Origin of the sequence: Pseudoalteromonas xiamenensis, assembly GCF_030994125.1 — a bacterium.
Taxonomy (GTDB): Bacteria; Pseudomonadota; Gammaproteobacteria; order Enterobacterales; family Alteromonadaceae; genus Pseudoalteromonas; species Pseudoalteromonas xiamenensis_B.
Window position 1 is genome coordinate 780,676 of record NZ_CP099918.1, and the last position, 14,378, is coordinate 795,053.

14 protein-coding genes are annotated in these 14,378 nt (G+C 41.2%); 9 read left to right on the forward strand and 5 right to left on the reverse strand.

Annotated features, from left to right (window positions below; genetic code table 11):
- Positions 1-12 precede the first annotated feature (12 nt).
- Positions 13-309, reverse strand: coding sequence for an isoamylase early set domain-containing protein (locus NI389_RS20455; RefSeq protein ID WP_308363365.1), 297 nt, complete (start codon positions 307-309; stop codon positions 13-15).
- An 895-nt stretch (positions 310-1,204) separates the two neighbouring features.
- Between NI389_RS20455 and NI389_RS20460 the strand changes: the two genes are divergently transcribed.
- Positions 1,205-2,992 (forward strand): putative bifunctional diguanylate cyclase/phosphodiesterase, encoded by a 1,788-nt coding sequence (locus tag NI389_RS20460; protein ID WP_372588649.1) that lies wholly within the window; start codon positions 1,205-1,207, stop codon positions 2,990-2,992.
- A 35-nt stretch (positions 2,993-3,027) separates the two neighbouring features.
- On the opposite strand, the gene NI389_RS20465 is transcribed toward NI389_RS20460, so the two are convergent.
- Positions 3,028-3,456, reverse strand: a complete 429-nt coding sequence (locus tag NI389_RS20465) for an Lrp/AsnC family transcriptional regulator (protein WP_208844726.1) — start codon at positions 3,454-3,456, stop codon at positions 3,028-3,030.
- A 156-nt stretch (positions 3,457-3,612) separates the two neighbouring features.
- Between NI389_RS20465 and NI389_RS20470 the strand changes: the two genes are divergently transcribed.
- From NI389_RS20470 to NI389_RS20490, 5 genes are all read left to right on the forward strand, one after another.
- Entirely contained in the window at positions 3,613-4,818 is a 1,206-nt protein-coding gene (locus NI389_RS20470) for an aspartate aminotransferase family protein (RefSeq protein WP_308363367.1), read from the forward strand.
- A 50-nt stretch (positions 4,819-4,868) separates the two neighbouring features.
- Positions 4,869-5,888 carry an arginine N-succinyltransferase gene (gene astA, locus NI389_RS20475; RefSeq protein WP_308363368.1) on the forward strand — a complete coding sequence of 340 codons (1,020 nt, stop codon included), beginning with the start codon at positions 4,869-4,871 and terminating at the stop codon, positions 5,886-5,888.
- 76 nt (positions 5,889-5,964) lie between these two features.
- Positions 5,965-6,768: a DUF1338 domain-containing protein gene (locus NI389_RS20480; RefSeq protein ID WP_308363369.1), complete on the forward strand. Its 804-nt coding sequence runs from the start codon at positions 5,965-5,967 to the stop codon at positions 6,766-6,768.
- Between the two features lie 377 nt (positions 6,769-7,145).
- A complete protein-coding gene (locus tag NI389_RS20485) occupies positions 7,146-7,967 on the forward strand; it encodes a polyphosphate kinase 2 family protein (protein ID WP_308363370.1) in 822 nt (273 codons plus the stop codon).
- Between the two features lie 2 nt (positions 7,968-7,969).
- A complete protein-coding gene (locus tag NI389_RS20490; RefSeq protein ID WP_308363371.1) occupies positions 7,970-9,313 on the forward strand; it encodes a DUF2252 family protein in 1,344 nt (447 codons plus the stop codon).
- Here NI389_RS20490 and NI389_RS20495 read toward each other — a convergent pair.
- On the reverse strand, positions 9,260-10,195 hold the full coding sequence (locus NI389_RS20495) for a ribonuclease Z (RefSeq protein ID WP_308363372.1): 936 nt from the start codon (positions 10,193-10,195) through the stop codon (positions 9,260-9,262). The two genes, NI389_RS20490 and NI389_RS20495, sit on opposite strands and share 54 nt — an antisense overlap.
- A 208-nt stretch (positions 10,196-10,403) precedes the next feature.
- On the opposite strand from NI389_RS20495, the gene NI389_RS20500 reads away from it, so the two are divergent.
- Together NI389_RS20500 and NI389_RS20505 are read left to right on the forward strand one after the other, a co-directional pair.
- Positions 10,404-10,682, forward strand: a complete 279-nt coding sequence (locus NI389_RS20500; RefSeq protein ID WP_308363373.1) for a DUF3081 family protein — start codon at positions 10,404-10,406, stop codon at positions 10,680-10,682.
- On the forward strand, positions 10,663-10,953 hold the full coding sequence (locus NI389_RS20505) for a hypothetical protein (protein WP_308363374.1): 291 nt from the start codon (positions 10,663-10,665) through the stop codon (positions 10,951-10,953). Before NI389_RS20500 ends, NI389_RS20505 begins: the two co-directional genes overlap by 20 nt.
- A gap of 82 nt (positions 10,954-11,035) precedes the next feature.
- On the opposite strand, the gene NI389_RS20510 is transcribed toward NI389_RS20505, so the two are convergent.
- Together NI389_RS20510 and NI389_RS20515 are read right to left on the reverse strand one after the other, a co-directional pair.
- Positions 11,036-11,443, reverse strand: a complete 408-nt coding sequence (locus NI389_RS20510; protein ID WP_208844718.1) for a phosphate ABC transporter substrate-binding protein — start codon at positions 11,441-11,443, stop codon at positions 11,036-11,038.
- A gap of 12 nt (positions 11,444-11,455) precedes the next feature.
- Complete coding sequence (locus NI389_RS20515) at positions 11,456-12,529, reverse strand: porin (protein ID WP_308363375.1); 1,074 nt, start codon at positions 12,527-12,529, stop codon at positions 11,456-11,458.
- 210 nt (positions 12,530-12,739) lie between these two features.
- On the opposite strand from NI389_RS20515, the gene NI389_RS20520 reads away from it, so the two are divergent.
- On the forward strand, positions 12,740-14,365 hold the full coding sequence (locus NI389_RS20520) for a methyl-accepting chemotaxis protein (protein WP_308363376.1): 1,626 nt from the start codon (positions 12,740-12,742) through the stop codon (positions 14,363-14,365).
- Positions 14,366-14,378 lie beyond the last annotated feature (13 nt).

Below are 14,378 nucleotides of genomic sequence, written 5' to 3' on the forward strand. Positions count from 1 at the left end.
GGTGGAACCTTATCATCGAGCTGTGTTAACTAAACTGTTGTCTGTACCAAAATCATTCGGAATATAGTCGTCGGCAGCATGGTCGTTATCCCACACTTCGCCATCAATGAGATATTTAAACAAGTATGCTTTATCAATTGGAAGACGTTGCTTCAAACGAAACAAGTTGTCCTTCTTGGAATACTTCATTTCGATAGGTTCCCACCCTGTGAATTCAGCGACCAGTTCAACCTTTTCAGCGGACGGGCAAACGTGTTCGAAAGTCACTTCTGCTTCTTCTTTAGTTTTGAAAAAACGTTTAGTCAACATAACCAGCTCCAGAATAAACAAATAGTTCTTAATCACAGAGCCGTATACAGCCCAAAAACGGTTATCTGTGAGCTAATAAATGAGTAAAACAAACAATTGTTTACGCATTATGACAGTGCAAGAATGAAAAAATGCGCACCTGTTTGGTGCATGATTTACGGCAAGTTGCTCGATTTCTTCATTTTTCACATTTCCTTTGAACAAGAGCAATTGTTAGACCAACATGAGAGATTGCTTATTTAAACTAGTCGAGCATATTTTTACTGTAAAGTGAAAATAACTAAATTTTTCTGCATACATGTCGATATTTTTTGAGGAGTTACGTTTGGTTTACTTGGGTTTATTGTAACGATTCGTTTATTTACCCAAGTTTTAAAAAGCCATTTGCTGGAAAAATACAACTTGAAATTTGTTCTAGGATCAAATTTTTCTCGTCGATTTGGGTTAATCTGTTTGAACTTTGCAAAGCGATGGATTCGTGGTGCCAATTAGACTACCTTCGGGCACATTGCTCACAGCACGGCGAGCCATTCATTGCATTTCCATAAACAATAGAAACTAAAACTAAGTACAAACACCATTTCGAAACATGAAACATATGATTAAAGAAATAGTCTGTAATAATATGTTATTAGGTCTATTAGGCTTAAGGTTATATACTTCAACAAGCCTGATGTTTGTATTGCTAGACAAGTTGATTCGCACATAACTTGGTAAAGTAGCACACCATTTTTTTGCTTAGAAAGGGTTTAAATTGAGTAAGTTGGCATTAAAACGAAGTATTCTAATAACAGGTCTTTTTTTCTCAGTCCTGCTGATTTTCAATTCTGTTTTAATTGCAACATTAGCTAACTCCAATGAAAGTGTAACAGCGCCTCATCAAATCCATATACCGATGCAATCACTCCAGCAAAATCACTTCAGTGAAGCTCGTTCGTTTTTTAATGTCCACTACATCAACGATCAGCAAACACTCTATTTCGTAGTTAGTAAAGACGAGAGTGAACTCGTCATTGTTCCTGCAAATATCGCAATTATATCCACATTGCTCGATCCCGTTTTTTTATTATTAACGCTATTTTTTACAGCCGGCAGTATTTACCTTCACCGCTTGTTCAATCACGAAGAACAAACTATTGAGCATGAAGACAAGATAACAGAAACCCTCAATCACTTTTTTTTGTCGCAAGGCATTACGAAAAACCAAGCACTTTCTGGCCCTATAGAAAATAAATATTGCGATGACCTCGAACAGCTTCTTCTAAAATCTACAGAACGTTTTTCGCAGTTACAGTTTCAGTCAACCTATCTTCATCATCAGGACAAACTTACCCTATTAATTGATAGACACGCCTTCCTTAAGCACCTAAGTAGAAAACTTATGCTTGCGGAGCGCTCTAAATCTAAGTGTGCGCTGCTGTTTATCGATTTAGATGGCTTTAAACAAGTTAATGATTCTTTTGGCCACAGTTATGGTGATGAAGTGCTAATTAGTGTCGCCAAGCGGCTAAACGAAATAACTCGACATCATGAGATTAGCGACTTAGTTACAATCAACGAAAATGAAATCGACTATTGCCTATCTCGTTTGGGCGGTGATGAATTCTCTATTTTCATAGACGAATTCGACAATCAAGACAAATGCGTTCAAATTGCACAAGACGTATTAACTGCTATCGAAACTGACTTTGATATAGGCAATAAAATCATCAAAATCAGTGCAAGTGTTGGTATCGCAACGTACCCTGATTCTGCTGCGACACCACAGTCATTGCTGCAAATGGCGGATGTTGCGATGTACAGAGCAAAAACAGATGGCCGTGGTATCTTCAAAATCTATTCGCCAGAGATGAGCAGTAAGCTTCGCCGATATCATTATTTAGTAGAAGAGTTACGCCTTGCACTTGCGTCTCACAACTTTTTTCTTACCTTTCAACCTATTGTTCATGTTGGTGATTGCACCATTGACTATTTTGAAGCATTAGTTAGATGGCATCATCCTGTTGAGGGTTACATTACGCCCAGTGAGTTTATTCCAATTGCTGAAGAAACAAATATCATTTTGGAGCTAGGCGATTGGATCATGTACGAAGCATGTGCCCAAATGAGCGCTTGGTACTACGCTGGAATGAAAAAAGTAAAAATGTCGGTAAACGTTTCAGGTGTCCAATTACGCCACAGAAAGCTATATAGTTGGGTTACTGATATTTTAACTAAAACAAAGTTGCCAGCCTCTTCACTGATGCTTGAAATCACTGAAACCACTCTGATAAAAGCGAGTTCACACATCATTGAAGAGTTGGAACAATGCCGTGCGGCTGGCATTATTATCGCCATTGACGATTTTGGTACTGGTTTTAGTTCATTAAGTACCCTTGCTGATTTGCCCATTGATGTCATAAAAATAGACAAGCAGTTCATATCTTCGGCCCATGACAGCATCAAATATTTCAAAATACTGCAATCAATCAGCGAGCTTGGAAAAGACCTAGGTCTAAAGCTTGTTGCAGAAGGTGTTGAACGTACTGAACAATTCGAGCTGGTCAAGCAACTCGGCATAAGCTGCGTGCAGGGCTACCTTGTGAGTCAACCTCAATCATCGACCCGAGTAAACAACAAAGTGCTCAAGGCTAACGTTAACAATGTCGCGCTGACAGGCACGAGCGTCTGGTTACCTGAATAGCACCTAACTTGTCTTTAGGCGCAAGACGTTGCCAATTATCGTTCAAATTTAGTTTCTAAAATCACAGACGAAGTGGTTCGTTCAACCCCATCTAAATTGCCAATTTCATCGAGTAAATGGCTTAGTTTTTCTAAATTTTGTGCAGAAACAATCGCTATTAAATCGTACTCTCCACTAATCGCATAGAGCGCAGAGATATTACTCATTTGCTTAAGTGCCAAATTCGTCTTTGTGGTCAGCTTTTGTTTTACCTTTATGGAAACATGGGCTGAAACCAATGCGTTCGCATAGTCACCACCAAATTCAACTCGATAACCTTTTATTACGCCACTTTGCTCAAGCTTAGCGATTCGATTTTGAACTGTTGCCCTAGATACGGACAATAGTTTTGCTAAGTCCGTTATGCTCATTCTTGCGTCAGCACGAAGCAAATTTAACAGCTTCTCATCTTGCTCACTTATCATATCGTCACCAAAGTCATGCATTTTGTAAAAATATTATCTCATTTTTATCATTTTAACACTGCAATTTTGATTAAAATGGTTCAATAATGAAAAAACTAACGCTGAGCTTATAAAAACATCGCCACTCAGCCCGTTCAAAATTATGAGGAAGTCGTCATGCAAGTAAATCGTGAGCTATTTGATCTAGTAATGGCCCCAAACTATAACCCGTCTGCGGTAATTCCAGTTAAGGGTGAAGGTTCAAGAATATGGGACCAAAATGGCGACGAGTATATCGACTTCGCCGGTGGCATTGCCGTTAACTGTTTAGGCCACTGCCACCCAGCACTTGTAAACGCGTTAAAAGAACAAGGCGAAAAGATTTGGCATTTATCGAACGTGATGACAAACGAGCCTGCTTTACGTCTTGCTAAAAAACTAACAGATGCCACATTTGCAGAAAAAGTTTATTTCGCTAACTCTGGCGCAGAAGCAAACGAAGCAGCACTTAAACTTGCTCGTCGTTACGCGATCGAAAAGTTCGGTGCAAACAAAACTCAAATTATCTCTTTTGCAAAAAGTTTCCATGGCCGTACTTTCTTTACCGTCACTGTTGGTGGACAAGCTGCATACTCAGATGGCTTCGGTCCAAAACCTCAAGATATCGTTCATTGCGATTTCAATGACATTGAAGCATTCAAAGCGTTGATCAGCGACAACACGTGTGCGGTTATGATGGAACCTATCCAAGGTGAAGGTGGTATCATTCCAGCTAATGCTGAATTCGCTCAAACAGTGCGTGAGTTATGTGATAAACACAATGCATTATTAATTTTTGATGAAGTACAAACAGGCGTAGGTCGCACTGGTAATCTTTATGCTTATCAAGGTCTAGGTGTTACACCTGATATTCTTTCAACAGCAAAAGCGCTAGGTGGTGGTTTCCCTATTGGTGCGATGATCACCACGACTGATATTGCTAGCTATTTAAAAGTTGGCACTCACGGTTCAACTTATGGTGGTAACCCGCTAGCTTGCGCAGTAGCTGAAGCAGCGTTTGATACAGTAAATACGCCTGAAGTACTCGAAGGTGTGAAAGCTAAATCTGCGCTATTCCGTGCAGGCTTAGAAGCAATCAATGCTAAATACAACGTATTCTCTGAAATTCGTGGTGAAGGTCTTCTAATCGGCGCTGTACTAAACAACGATTATGATGGCCGAGCGCGGGATTTCCTAGTAGCAAGCGCGAACCATAAATTGCTTACGCTTGTTGCAGGCGCAAATGTAGTGCGCTTCACTCCTTCATTAGTAATCCCAAATGAAGACATTGAAGCTGGTTTGGCGGCGTTTGAAAAAGCGGTTGCTGACGTGGTTAACGGCTAATTTCGACAAGACCTAAACGAGGGGTAATATACCCCCGTTTGGAGCCTACTATGAAAGTATTAAGACCCATTAAAGCGACTGACTTCGCAGCTCTACGCACGATAGCGGAAGAATCCGGACCAGGATTTACCTCGTTGCCTGTCGACGATGAAAAGCTACAAAGTAAAATTGCGCGTTCTGAAGACAGCTTCAAAAAGCCTGTTGATTGTCCTACTGACGAAGGTTATCTCTTTGTTTTGGAAGATTTCGAAACAAAAACCATACTTGGAACAACGGCCATTGAAGCAGCTGTTGGCATGGATACGCCGCTCTATCATTACTACAAAAGTAAATCGGTTCACCACTCGAAAACGCTCAACGTATACAACACGGTTGAAGTTTTAACCATGTGTAATGACTACACTGGTGCAACGGAAATTTGTACCCTGTTTTTACGTCCAGATTTTAGAAAAGGGTTAGCAGGTCGTTTCTTATCTCGCTCTCGCTTTTTGTTCATGGCGGATCATCAGAGTCGATTCTCCGATACCGTCATTGCAGAGATGCGCGGTGTGAATGATGAGAATGGTCATTCACCATTCTGGGAATGGTTGCAAGATCATTTCTTTAGCATAGATTTTCCTGTTGCCGATCACCTTGTAGGGCTTGGCAATAAAGTGTTCATTGCTGAACTTATGCCAAAACACCCTATTTATGTGAATCTGCTCAGTGAAGAGGCTCAGTCGGTCATTGGACATGTTCACGAAAAGACCATGCCGGCACTTAAGTTACTTGAAAAAGAAGGTTTTGAGCACCGTGGTTATGTTGATTTGTTCGACGCAGGTCCAACAGTCGAGTGTCGCATGCAAAACATTCGCAGCATCAAAGAATCGAAGGAATATCCAATCTGTATTGGTGAAGCCAGTGGTGAAGTCACTCTTGCCATAAGCAATCAAAAGCTCGCTGATTTTAGAGCGACTTACACTAAACAGGCTATCTTCGACGAAAGGAAACAAGAACTGGTTGTAACACCACAAGTGGCTGAAGCGCTTGAGCTTAAAAATGGCGACTCTGTGAGGTTTTTCGAATTATAAGTGTCTCGCGTCGTGCTCAGAAATTAAACGCGAGTCAAACTTGCAGCAAACACTGCAAACTATTAGGAAGAACATTATGCACAACAACGTAGATACACTTTTTGCAAACCTCTGGGATAACTACTTATCAGTTACACCATCAGCGGTTAAAGTTCATGAGCTTTTGGGGTCAACACAACAAGACGACGTAATAAATGACCACATCGCTTTGCGTACATTCAACCACTCGAAAATCGGTTTAGAAAAGCTTGCTGCACACTTTTTAGCAGTCGGTTACAAAGAGTGTGGTGAGTATCATTTCGAAGCAAAGAAATTGTACGCTAAACACTTCGAACATTCAGATCCAACTAAACCAAAAGTATTTATTTCAGAATTACTTTTAGAAAAGTGTTCTGAACAATTACAAAGTATTATCAATCGAATGATCGACCAAATTGATCCTTCCGTTGTTGAAAACGATAACTTTTTGTACTCGGGAACACATTGGCAAGTAAGCCATGAAGAATACAAAACCTTGTTAACTGAGAGCGAATATGCTGCGTGGATGGCTGCGTGGGGCTTCAGAGCTAATCACTTTACCGTTAGCATTAACTATTTGAACAAGTTTGAAACCATCGAGTCTGTGAATCAAGCATTAAAAGATGGTGGTTTTGCATTGAATACTTCGGGCGGTGAAATCAAAGGCTCACCAGAAGTTCTGCTAGAGCAATCTTCAACGCTTGCTGATGAGTTCTCAGTGAAATTCAGCGATGGCGAATTCGCAATCCCAAGTTGCTTTTATGAATTCGCCCTTCGCTACCCTAAAGCAGACGGTGAACTTTATACAGGTTTTGTTGCAGCTTCAGCGGATAAAATTTTCGAAAGTACTAACGCTCGTTAGTCCTTTCGTTAATGAAAGATACTCTTGTTTAGCTATCACCTTAGGTGATCCCAAAGCGGCTTAGGCCGCTTTTTTTCATTTTTTCTTTGCTCATCTGAAAACAAATCACTATTTTAATCCAAGACAACTTTACGCTATTATCACTGTTCAATTAACCGTCACATTACTGACTTATTTTTGATCTAAGTTGGATACAAGTGTTGTTTTAACGACTCGTCTTGGTCAAGATAAGTGCCGTTCTTAAAGTCGAAAATGTATCTAAGAAACATTCACCTACGCTAGAGCTAGAATGAGAACAATGGCTAAGGAAGCTTAAGAATCAGGCTCAGATTGCGGCTTTAATCCAGAACAGCAATTCACCAAGGTAGGAGGTAACAATGGTTAGTCCCATTATTTTACGGAACAACAGTATTTGCATCGAAGAGTTGGCTGAAGCTCACCCTGCGCTTGATGATAAAAAGGTCTACCGACAAGCACTTAAGTATTGGCAAAATGAACTGCTCCACGTGCAGCAAGCATATTATCACCAACAAAAAAGAGCGTTGATAGTTTTTGAAGGATGGGATGCAGCAGGTAAAGGTGGTGCAATTCGTCGCATTACAGAAAAGTTGGATCCTCGAGGTTATGCTGTATATCCGATTTCAGCTCCACATGAAGAGGAACAAGGCAAGCATTACCTCTACCGATTTTTTAATAAGTTGCCTAGTAAAGGGTGCTTAGCGATTTTTGATCGTTCTTATTATGGCAGAGTGTTAGTCGAGCGTGTTGAAGGCTTTGCAACACACGCACAGTGGCAACGAGCTTATCAAGAAATAAACGAATTTGAACGTTTACTGATTGATGATGACGTAAAAGTAATCAAGCTATTTCTCCACATCAATGAAGATGAACAGCTAAAACGTTTTGAAGAACGTCTTAATAATCCATTTAAGCGATGGAAACTCACAGCAGAAGACGTTCGAAATCGTCAAAAGCGGGACGACTACATTCATGCTTATAACGATATGTTTTGTAAGACAGATACAGAAACAGCTCCATGGCATATCATTTTGGCTGAACATAAATGGTATGCACGTGTGAAAATTCTTGAAACGATAGTAAACGCACTGAGTGAAGATATCGTTGTTGCGCCCCCTGAAATCGACCACGAAGTCGTGAAGCTCGCGAAACAGCAACTCGGACTCAGCGTTAAGGAGTAATTATGGACCGCTCTACATGGTTAAAGACTAGACTGCAGTTTGTTGATGGCAAAGCACCGGATAAATCTATTGCAAAACACCTAAAAATGGCCACCAGCCCTTTTTACTTTTTTAGAGGCAGTGCCAGCGTATTCTACGCTGATATTCACTCCAACCATTTGTCATTACCAAATGAATTATTGAGTATACCTTTAACGACCATTATGGGTGATTGCCATGTCAGTAATTTCGGTTTCATCAGTGAAGAAGGCGCACATGGCGAAACCCTTATCTTTGCTCCCAATGACTTTGACGATGCCTGTCTCGGTCATGCAGTTTGGGATATATTAAGATATCTTGTCAGCCTACCTCTCGCACAACAAGAAGGCGTTCGGTTAAAACAAGAATTTATCAACAACCAATCGCCCGATAGAGAAAAAGATCATGTAAAAGCATCTCAAGTTCAGGATGCAATGCATGCATTCATTCAATCTTACATGGAATATTGTCAATCATCGTTAGCAGGTCATATAACGAGTCAGTCTGCTCTGCTTGCGTTTAGCGAGAAGCACATTTTATTCAAACGTTGGCAAAAAGGCTTACAACGTTTAAGTGATGGCGCTGCATTTCTAACAAAAAGTACATTAGCTAAAGAAATTGATTGCTTCTCCTTTCCTCTTAAGTTTAGAGAAGACGATAGTAAGTTTCGACGTTTAGATCAGCTAAAGGATGAAGAAATTAGAAACGTGTTCGCGCCTTATGTATCTGATGACATTTTAGACATCGTTGAACGTGTTGACGCAGGTACAGGTTCGAATAACATGTTACGCTATTACTTGCTAGTTGGTCCAAAAGACATTACACCTGAAACACTTTCCCTTTGTTACATCGTTGAAGTCAAACAACAGCGCGAAGCTGCACCGCTTCACTTTTTCCCTCAACTCTGTATAACCAACCGATTAAATCCAGCGCATTTAACCGTGCATTGCCAACGCAGAATGCAAAGACGTCCAGACTTAATTTTGGATGATGCGCTTTGGCAAGGGCAACACTATCTGATCCGGTCACGTCATCACGCCCGAGTAGGCATTGATCCTGAACATATCACGCTTGGCAAACGTGCAGCAATTAAAGACGGTTTTACCCAATATGCGCAGACCTGCGGAGAAGCATTAGCGCTCGCGCATATGAGAGGTGATCGTCGCTCACTTGCGTTCCAACAACAGATCATTGACGTGTTGCCTAGATACATAAACAAACTTGTCGACATGGCAACAAAATATGCTGATCAAGTATCCCACGATCATGCGCTTCTAGTTGAGATGCTTTCTCACGGTATAAATGAGCCCGTCGTAGGCGAAAATTAGCTCTCCCGAATAGTTTCTGCTGGCTTCATGCTGTAATGGAGTCAGCATATCCCGCCCATGATAGCGTACTGAAAAATGAAAAAGAGCAAGGGTGGGTAGTTGATGTTTCTCTGCAAACTGGGCAATTCGCATTGCATCACTGTGCCCTGTGTTCGTGCGTATTTTCAAGAGATCTCTATTAGTAAACGTTGCCTCGTGAATAAGTAAATCAGCCCCTTTAACGGCATCTGCTAGCAATGCTGGCTTTTCATTGTCCCCGCACACAATTACTGTTCTAGGCCGCCAAGAATAGAATGTGTAGTCTTTAGCTCTCAAAAGCCGTTTATTGAAATAAACGTCATTTCCCTTTTGTAGGGTGTTGTAATGAGGGCCAGAAAGAACACCATCATTTTGAAGCTGTTCAATTCGCAGCTTTCTTGGAATTTGGCGTTCCGTAATTCGAAATCCATAGCTTGGTACTCGATGCTTCAATTCAATTATTTCGATGTCACAGCAATCAAACGTAAGCTTATTTTCTATGTCTTCAATTGCATGGCATCGTAAATCAAAAGGCAAATCAAGTTGAGTTAACGAAAGTGTAGTGCGGACAAATTGAATGACCTTAGTTGGTGCGATTAGCTCAACGGGAGTAGTACGTCCAGAAACCATAATCGCAGCGATAAGGCCAGGTAAACCATAGCAATGATCTCCATGAAGGTGAGTGATGGCGATAATGCTTAGATGGTAAGGCGATAAGGTACTTTTAAGCAATTGATGCTGAGTACCCTCGGCACAATCAACCAGCACCCACGATTTAGAACGTTCAAAACTAAGCCCAGTTGCCGACATATTCCGGCTTAGGCTAGGACTACCTGACGATGTGCCTAAAAAATGTATATTCACGGATAAATGACTTGAATAATGCGATGACTACCTCTATTACAACATAAGGCATCCCAATTTGTGATCTATTTCACTTCAACGGACCTATAAAACACTGACTATAGAAGTGGTAGCGGATGTGGCAATTAGGCGTATTTTTATTCTTTCCCGAGAGTAAAAAGCGTTTGAATAGTTAAAAAATGCTTCAAACTTCCTAACTGGAGTTCTTATGAAAAATGAAATTGATAGCAAGACCTTGCTGCTTGTCTACGAGCATATACAGCTCCATGGTGAATTAGTGGATGAAGGCAAAATGCTCAATGGAGTGACCGCCTTCTCAGATTTCGATGGCTACACAGTGTATTTAAAGACAAATGGCGCACAATTGCGATTTGGCTTTCACAATACATATCATCTCGACTATGAAAAAGAAGATCAAAAAACGGTTTTCATGGACGCGATAAACCGAATTAAAGATATTGCCCTTAATGAACAAAGTCAGATGTAAACCGACAAATAGCAAAAACTCGGCTTATGTCGAAGCGGCGCTTGAGCAACTAAAATTAGAGCCTAGCAAACTGTCTCTACTCGAAAGTAACTGCCAACAATTTAAAAACGAGTACTCGTTCAACAAAGGATTGCTCACAGCTATAGAACGTCTTGAGTGGATATTGTGCATCGACGATGACATTGAGCGGATCACCCATCGAGTTTTGAGTGACGACTACATCAGTAGAAAGATTGTTAAATATCCCCTGCTGTTTAAAGGGATAACATAAAAAGGCCAGAAGTCAGCTCTTTTGGCCTTTTACATGAGTTTGTTTACATCTCTGTTTTGAATACCACTTTAACCTATCAGGCTTAAAATTCCATCACCACTTTTACTGAAGCGTCAACTGCGTCTGTTGACACATACCCGATTGTGTCGGGATTAGAACTGATTAACTTAATCACTTCTTGATCATTCGACACTTCTTTCGGAGGCGTGCCTTTTCCAGTAAAGACGAGTTTTGACCAATACGCTTTCAATTGAGCGGCTGTCTTATTCAACACTTTCTCATTGAACTCACCTGTTGCAGCTGTGCCGCTATCCTGCCCTATCGGAATCACTTTATTTCCGTTAGAAAATGCCTTTTCTTTACCCGTAAATATACGATTTATCGCTGCGGCATCCAATGCGCTGGTATTGCTTGGATGGACGACTACCGCTACGCCTGCTGACGCGCTTGCACTTAGAAGCGCCAAACTGATTAATGAATACTTGATCATCCTAATGCCCCTCTAAAATACGACGTCAACGCCAAACGTGATTGCTTCACTGTCACCAGCCACCGCTAAGTCGAATGATTCATCTTCAACTTTGTCGTATTGCATCTTAAATGCTGCAGAAGGATGAAAATCCCAACGAACGCCCACAGCTTTTGTATTGTGTTTTTCGGTATCTCCATCGCCATCTTGGCTAAAGTCCGAGAACATAACGTATGGAGTCACATTGCCAAACCGATAACCCGCACTCAACATATATGTGTCAAGATTACCACCGAGGTCAAGACGGTTAAATTCGGACAAAATAAAGAAGTTTCCAAAATCCGCATTGGCAGCTAAACCATAGAATTTACCATCGCGAGAATCTTTACCATCCCACATCGATGGTTCGCCATCAATAAAACGACGATTTGTATATTGCATGTGGGTAACACGAATTTCTAACCAATCTTTGCTAAACGTTGCTACGCCACCAAAAATATCCTCCCAAATTTCACGTGTAGGCTTTTGAAAGAAAAAATCAGAAAGTAATTTATTGTTCGGGTCATCTTCTTTACCAGCGTAAATATTGGCTGTCATGGACCAATCACCTATGGACCCGTTATAGAGGAAGTTGATTCCTTCATAGTTAAATATTTGCCACGTGTAGTTGTCCGCTGGAGGCCGCATCCAGACGTAAGCATACCCGACATCATAAAAGTCCGAGTAATAAAATAGAGGTAACCGCTTCTTACCAGCCTGGACGGTCCAACTGTCGTTTAGTTCATACGATATGTAGGCCCATTCAAATTCTGCATTATAGTCATCAGCCCCACGAGCGACTACTTGCCCTGTAACGCTTAAGCCTTCCCCGAGCTCAGCACTTACTTGAAGACCAATAAGTGACTCTGGTTTAAACGAAAAATCTTCCGTATAAGCAGAAACTATTGGATAATCAGCAAGAAAGGTCGGTTCAACGCCGTATTGAGGCACCCCTGTTCCGTTTAATACTTTGCCTGCATTTACACTGGCAAACCCTGAAATGTTCACGTCTGCATGCGCTGAGAGTGACGTGAGCGCAACTACAAGAAGAGAATATTTTAATTTCATTGATTGGCTCCCAATCTTTTGTTCACGTTTTGCACTGGTAAGTATAGTTAACTTTAAGAAAAAGAAAGTTTTTATTGAAAAAAGCCAAATTCTTACTAAATTTTATAGCGAACGTATGCAATTATTTCGTATGGTAATTAACATTGAAGTAACGTTACATCCTACGAGCTCGCATACAAATCGCGATCTCTGTTGTAAAAAAGGTATCTTATGTCGCAAACATCTTGGTCGTTTCGTAACTTGAGCATCACTAAAAAGATACACGCTATTACCGTTGTCGCGGTAACAGCGTTTATCGGACTTGTGCTTATCAATTACAGCTCTATGCAATCAAACCAGAAATCGTTAGGTGAGCTTGAAAGTCAAACCTATAAACTGTTGATATTAACGTTGAGCAACGTCACTGCATTCCAAAACTTGGATGAGACCTACACTCAAGCGGTTACATTTGGGGATAGCGATTTATTAAATAAAGCAAATCAAACTAAAAGCACTCTCGAAGAAAATCTCAAACAACTTCCATCTTTGAATGTGGCTTTTCCAACGAATAATACACTAGACACCCTTGGGCGCTACTCGAAGTTAGCCCATGATATCGCGTTGTCGATGATTGACGGCACAGCCGACTTTGCGGTCATTCAGCAAAAGGCCAAACAGAAAGGCGAATTGTACGACAGTATTCTAGAGACGTTAAAAGCGGATCAAAAACGTGCCGATGATCGCTTCTTCGAATTAATCGACGAGACTAAAACGAGTTCAGATAAAGCACTAACGATGATGTTCGTTGTTGCCGTTGTATCGCTTGTGATTCTGGTTAGTTTGGCCATCGCTATCGCACGAGCAATTGGTAAGTCAGCGAGTGAGGCAGCAAATAACCTTAAACTCCTTGCCGACGGTAAAGGGTCTCTTAGTTCTCAGCTCAATGTCCATTCCCACGATGAGATAGGTCAGGTTTCACAAAACTTCAACGAGTTCGTTGGTCTTTTAAAAGGCACCGTACTCGACGTTATTAACGTTGTTGAACCACTAATGGAAAATAGCACGCGCTTAGTACAAGGTATGGAAAGTGCTGAAAACGCAACTCAGCAGCAAAGTAGTGATGCGGAAGTAGTACGCCATTCAATGGAGGAAATGAAACAAAGCGTCGGTGACATCTCACAATCAGCGGCCAGCGCATCTCAAGCCGCGCAATTAGCGGAAAAAGGTGTAGATGAAGGCTTAGCTCAAATTGGCGTTTCTGTTAAGCAATCTCAAACACTGAGTAATGAAATAGACAAAGCGGCATTAACGATTAACAAGTTAGCTGAAGATACTCAAAACGTTACACAGATATTGAATGTTATTACCTCTATTGCAGAGCAAACTAACTTACTGGCGTTAAATGCGGCTATTGAAGCGGCTCGTGCTGGTGAGCAAGGTAGAGGCTTTGCGGTGGTTGCGGACGAAGTCCGTGAACTTGCCTCAAGAACTGCTAAATCGACTAACGAAATTCGCGAATTGCTTAACGTATTGACCGTTGCAGCAAGTAATGCTGTTACTGCCATGAATGGAGCCAGAGATATGGCGTCGAGCAACGCTGCAGCAGCTGATGCAACTGGACGCTCAATTCAACAAATTTCAGACCAGATCCTCGCTATCAACGGAATGAACTCGCAAATTGCGGCAGCAACCGAAGAGCAGACTTCCGTCGCCGCTATGGTTGTTGATAATGTGTCGAACATGCACCAGTCATTCCAAGATACAATGAAAGCGTTAGAACAAGTTCGCGATGTAGCGAAGAACCTTCATTACCTTTCTGACTCACTGCTCGATGCCACAAGCAAGTTTAAAATTTAACACATAAAAAAAG

Excerpts from the sequence above, each read along its gene's own strand:
- NI389_RS20455 (WP_308363365.1), bottom strand. The coding sequence starts at position 309 with ATGTTGACTAAACGTTTTTTCAAAACTAAAGAAGAAGCAGAAGTGACT.
- NI389_RS20460 (WP_372588649.1), top strand. The coding sequence starts at position 1,205 with ATGCAATCACTCCAGCAAAATCACTTCAGTGAAGCTCGTTCGTTTTTT.
- NI389_RS20465 (WP_208844726.1), bottom strand. The coding sequence starts at position 3,456 with ATGATAAGTGAGCAAGATGAGAAGCTGTTAAATTTGCTTCGTGCTGAC.
- NI389_RS20470 (WP_308363367.1), top strand. The coding sequence starts at position 3,613 with ATGCAAGTAAATCGTGAGCTATTTGATCTAGTAATGGCCCCAAACTAT.
- astA (WP_308363368.1), top strand. The coding sequence starts at position 4,869 with ATGAAAGTATTAAGACCCATTAAAGCGACTGACTTCGCAGCTCTACGC.
- NI389_RS20480 (WP_308363369.1), top strand. The coding sequence starts at position 5,965 with ATGCACAACAACGTAGATACACTTTTTGCAAACCTCTGGGATAACTAC.
- NI389_RS20485 (WP_308363370.1), top strand. The coding sequence starts at position 7,146 with ATGGTTAGTCCCATTATTTTACGGAACAACAGTATTTGCATCGAAGAG.
- NI389_RS20490 (WP_308363371.1), top strand. The coding sequence starts at position 7,970 with ATGGACCGCTCTACATGGTTAAAGACTAGACTGCAGTTTGTTGATGGC.
- NI389_RS20500 (WP_308363373.1), top strand. The coding sequence starts at position 10,404 with ATGAAAAATGAAATTGATAGCAAGACCTTGCTGCTTGTCTACGAGCAT.
- NI389_RS20505 (WP_308363374.1), top strand. The coding sequence starts at position 10,663 with ATGAACAAAGTCAGATGTAAACCGACAAATAGCAAAAACTCGGCTTAT.
- NI389_RS20510 (WP_208844718.1), bottom strand. The coding sequence starts at position 11,443 with ATGATCAAGTATTCATTAATCAGTTTGGCGCTTCTAAGTGCAAGCGCG.
- NI389_RS20515 (WP_308363375.1), bottom strand. The coding sequence starts at position 12,529 with ATGAAATTAAAATATTCTCTTCTTGTAGTTGCGCTCACGTCACTCTCA.
- NI389_RS20520 (WP_308363376.1), top strand. The coding sequence starts at position 12,740 with ATGTCGCAAACATCTTGGTCGTTTCGTAACTTGAGCATCACTAAAAAG.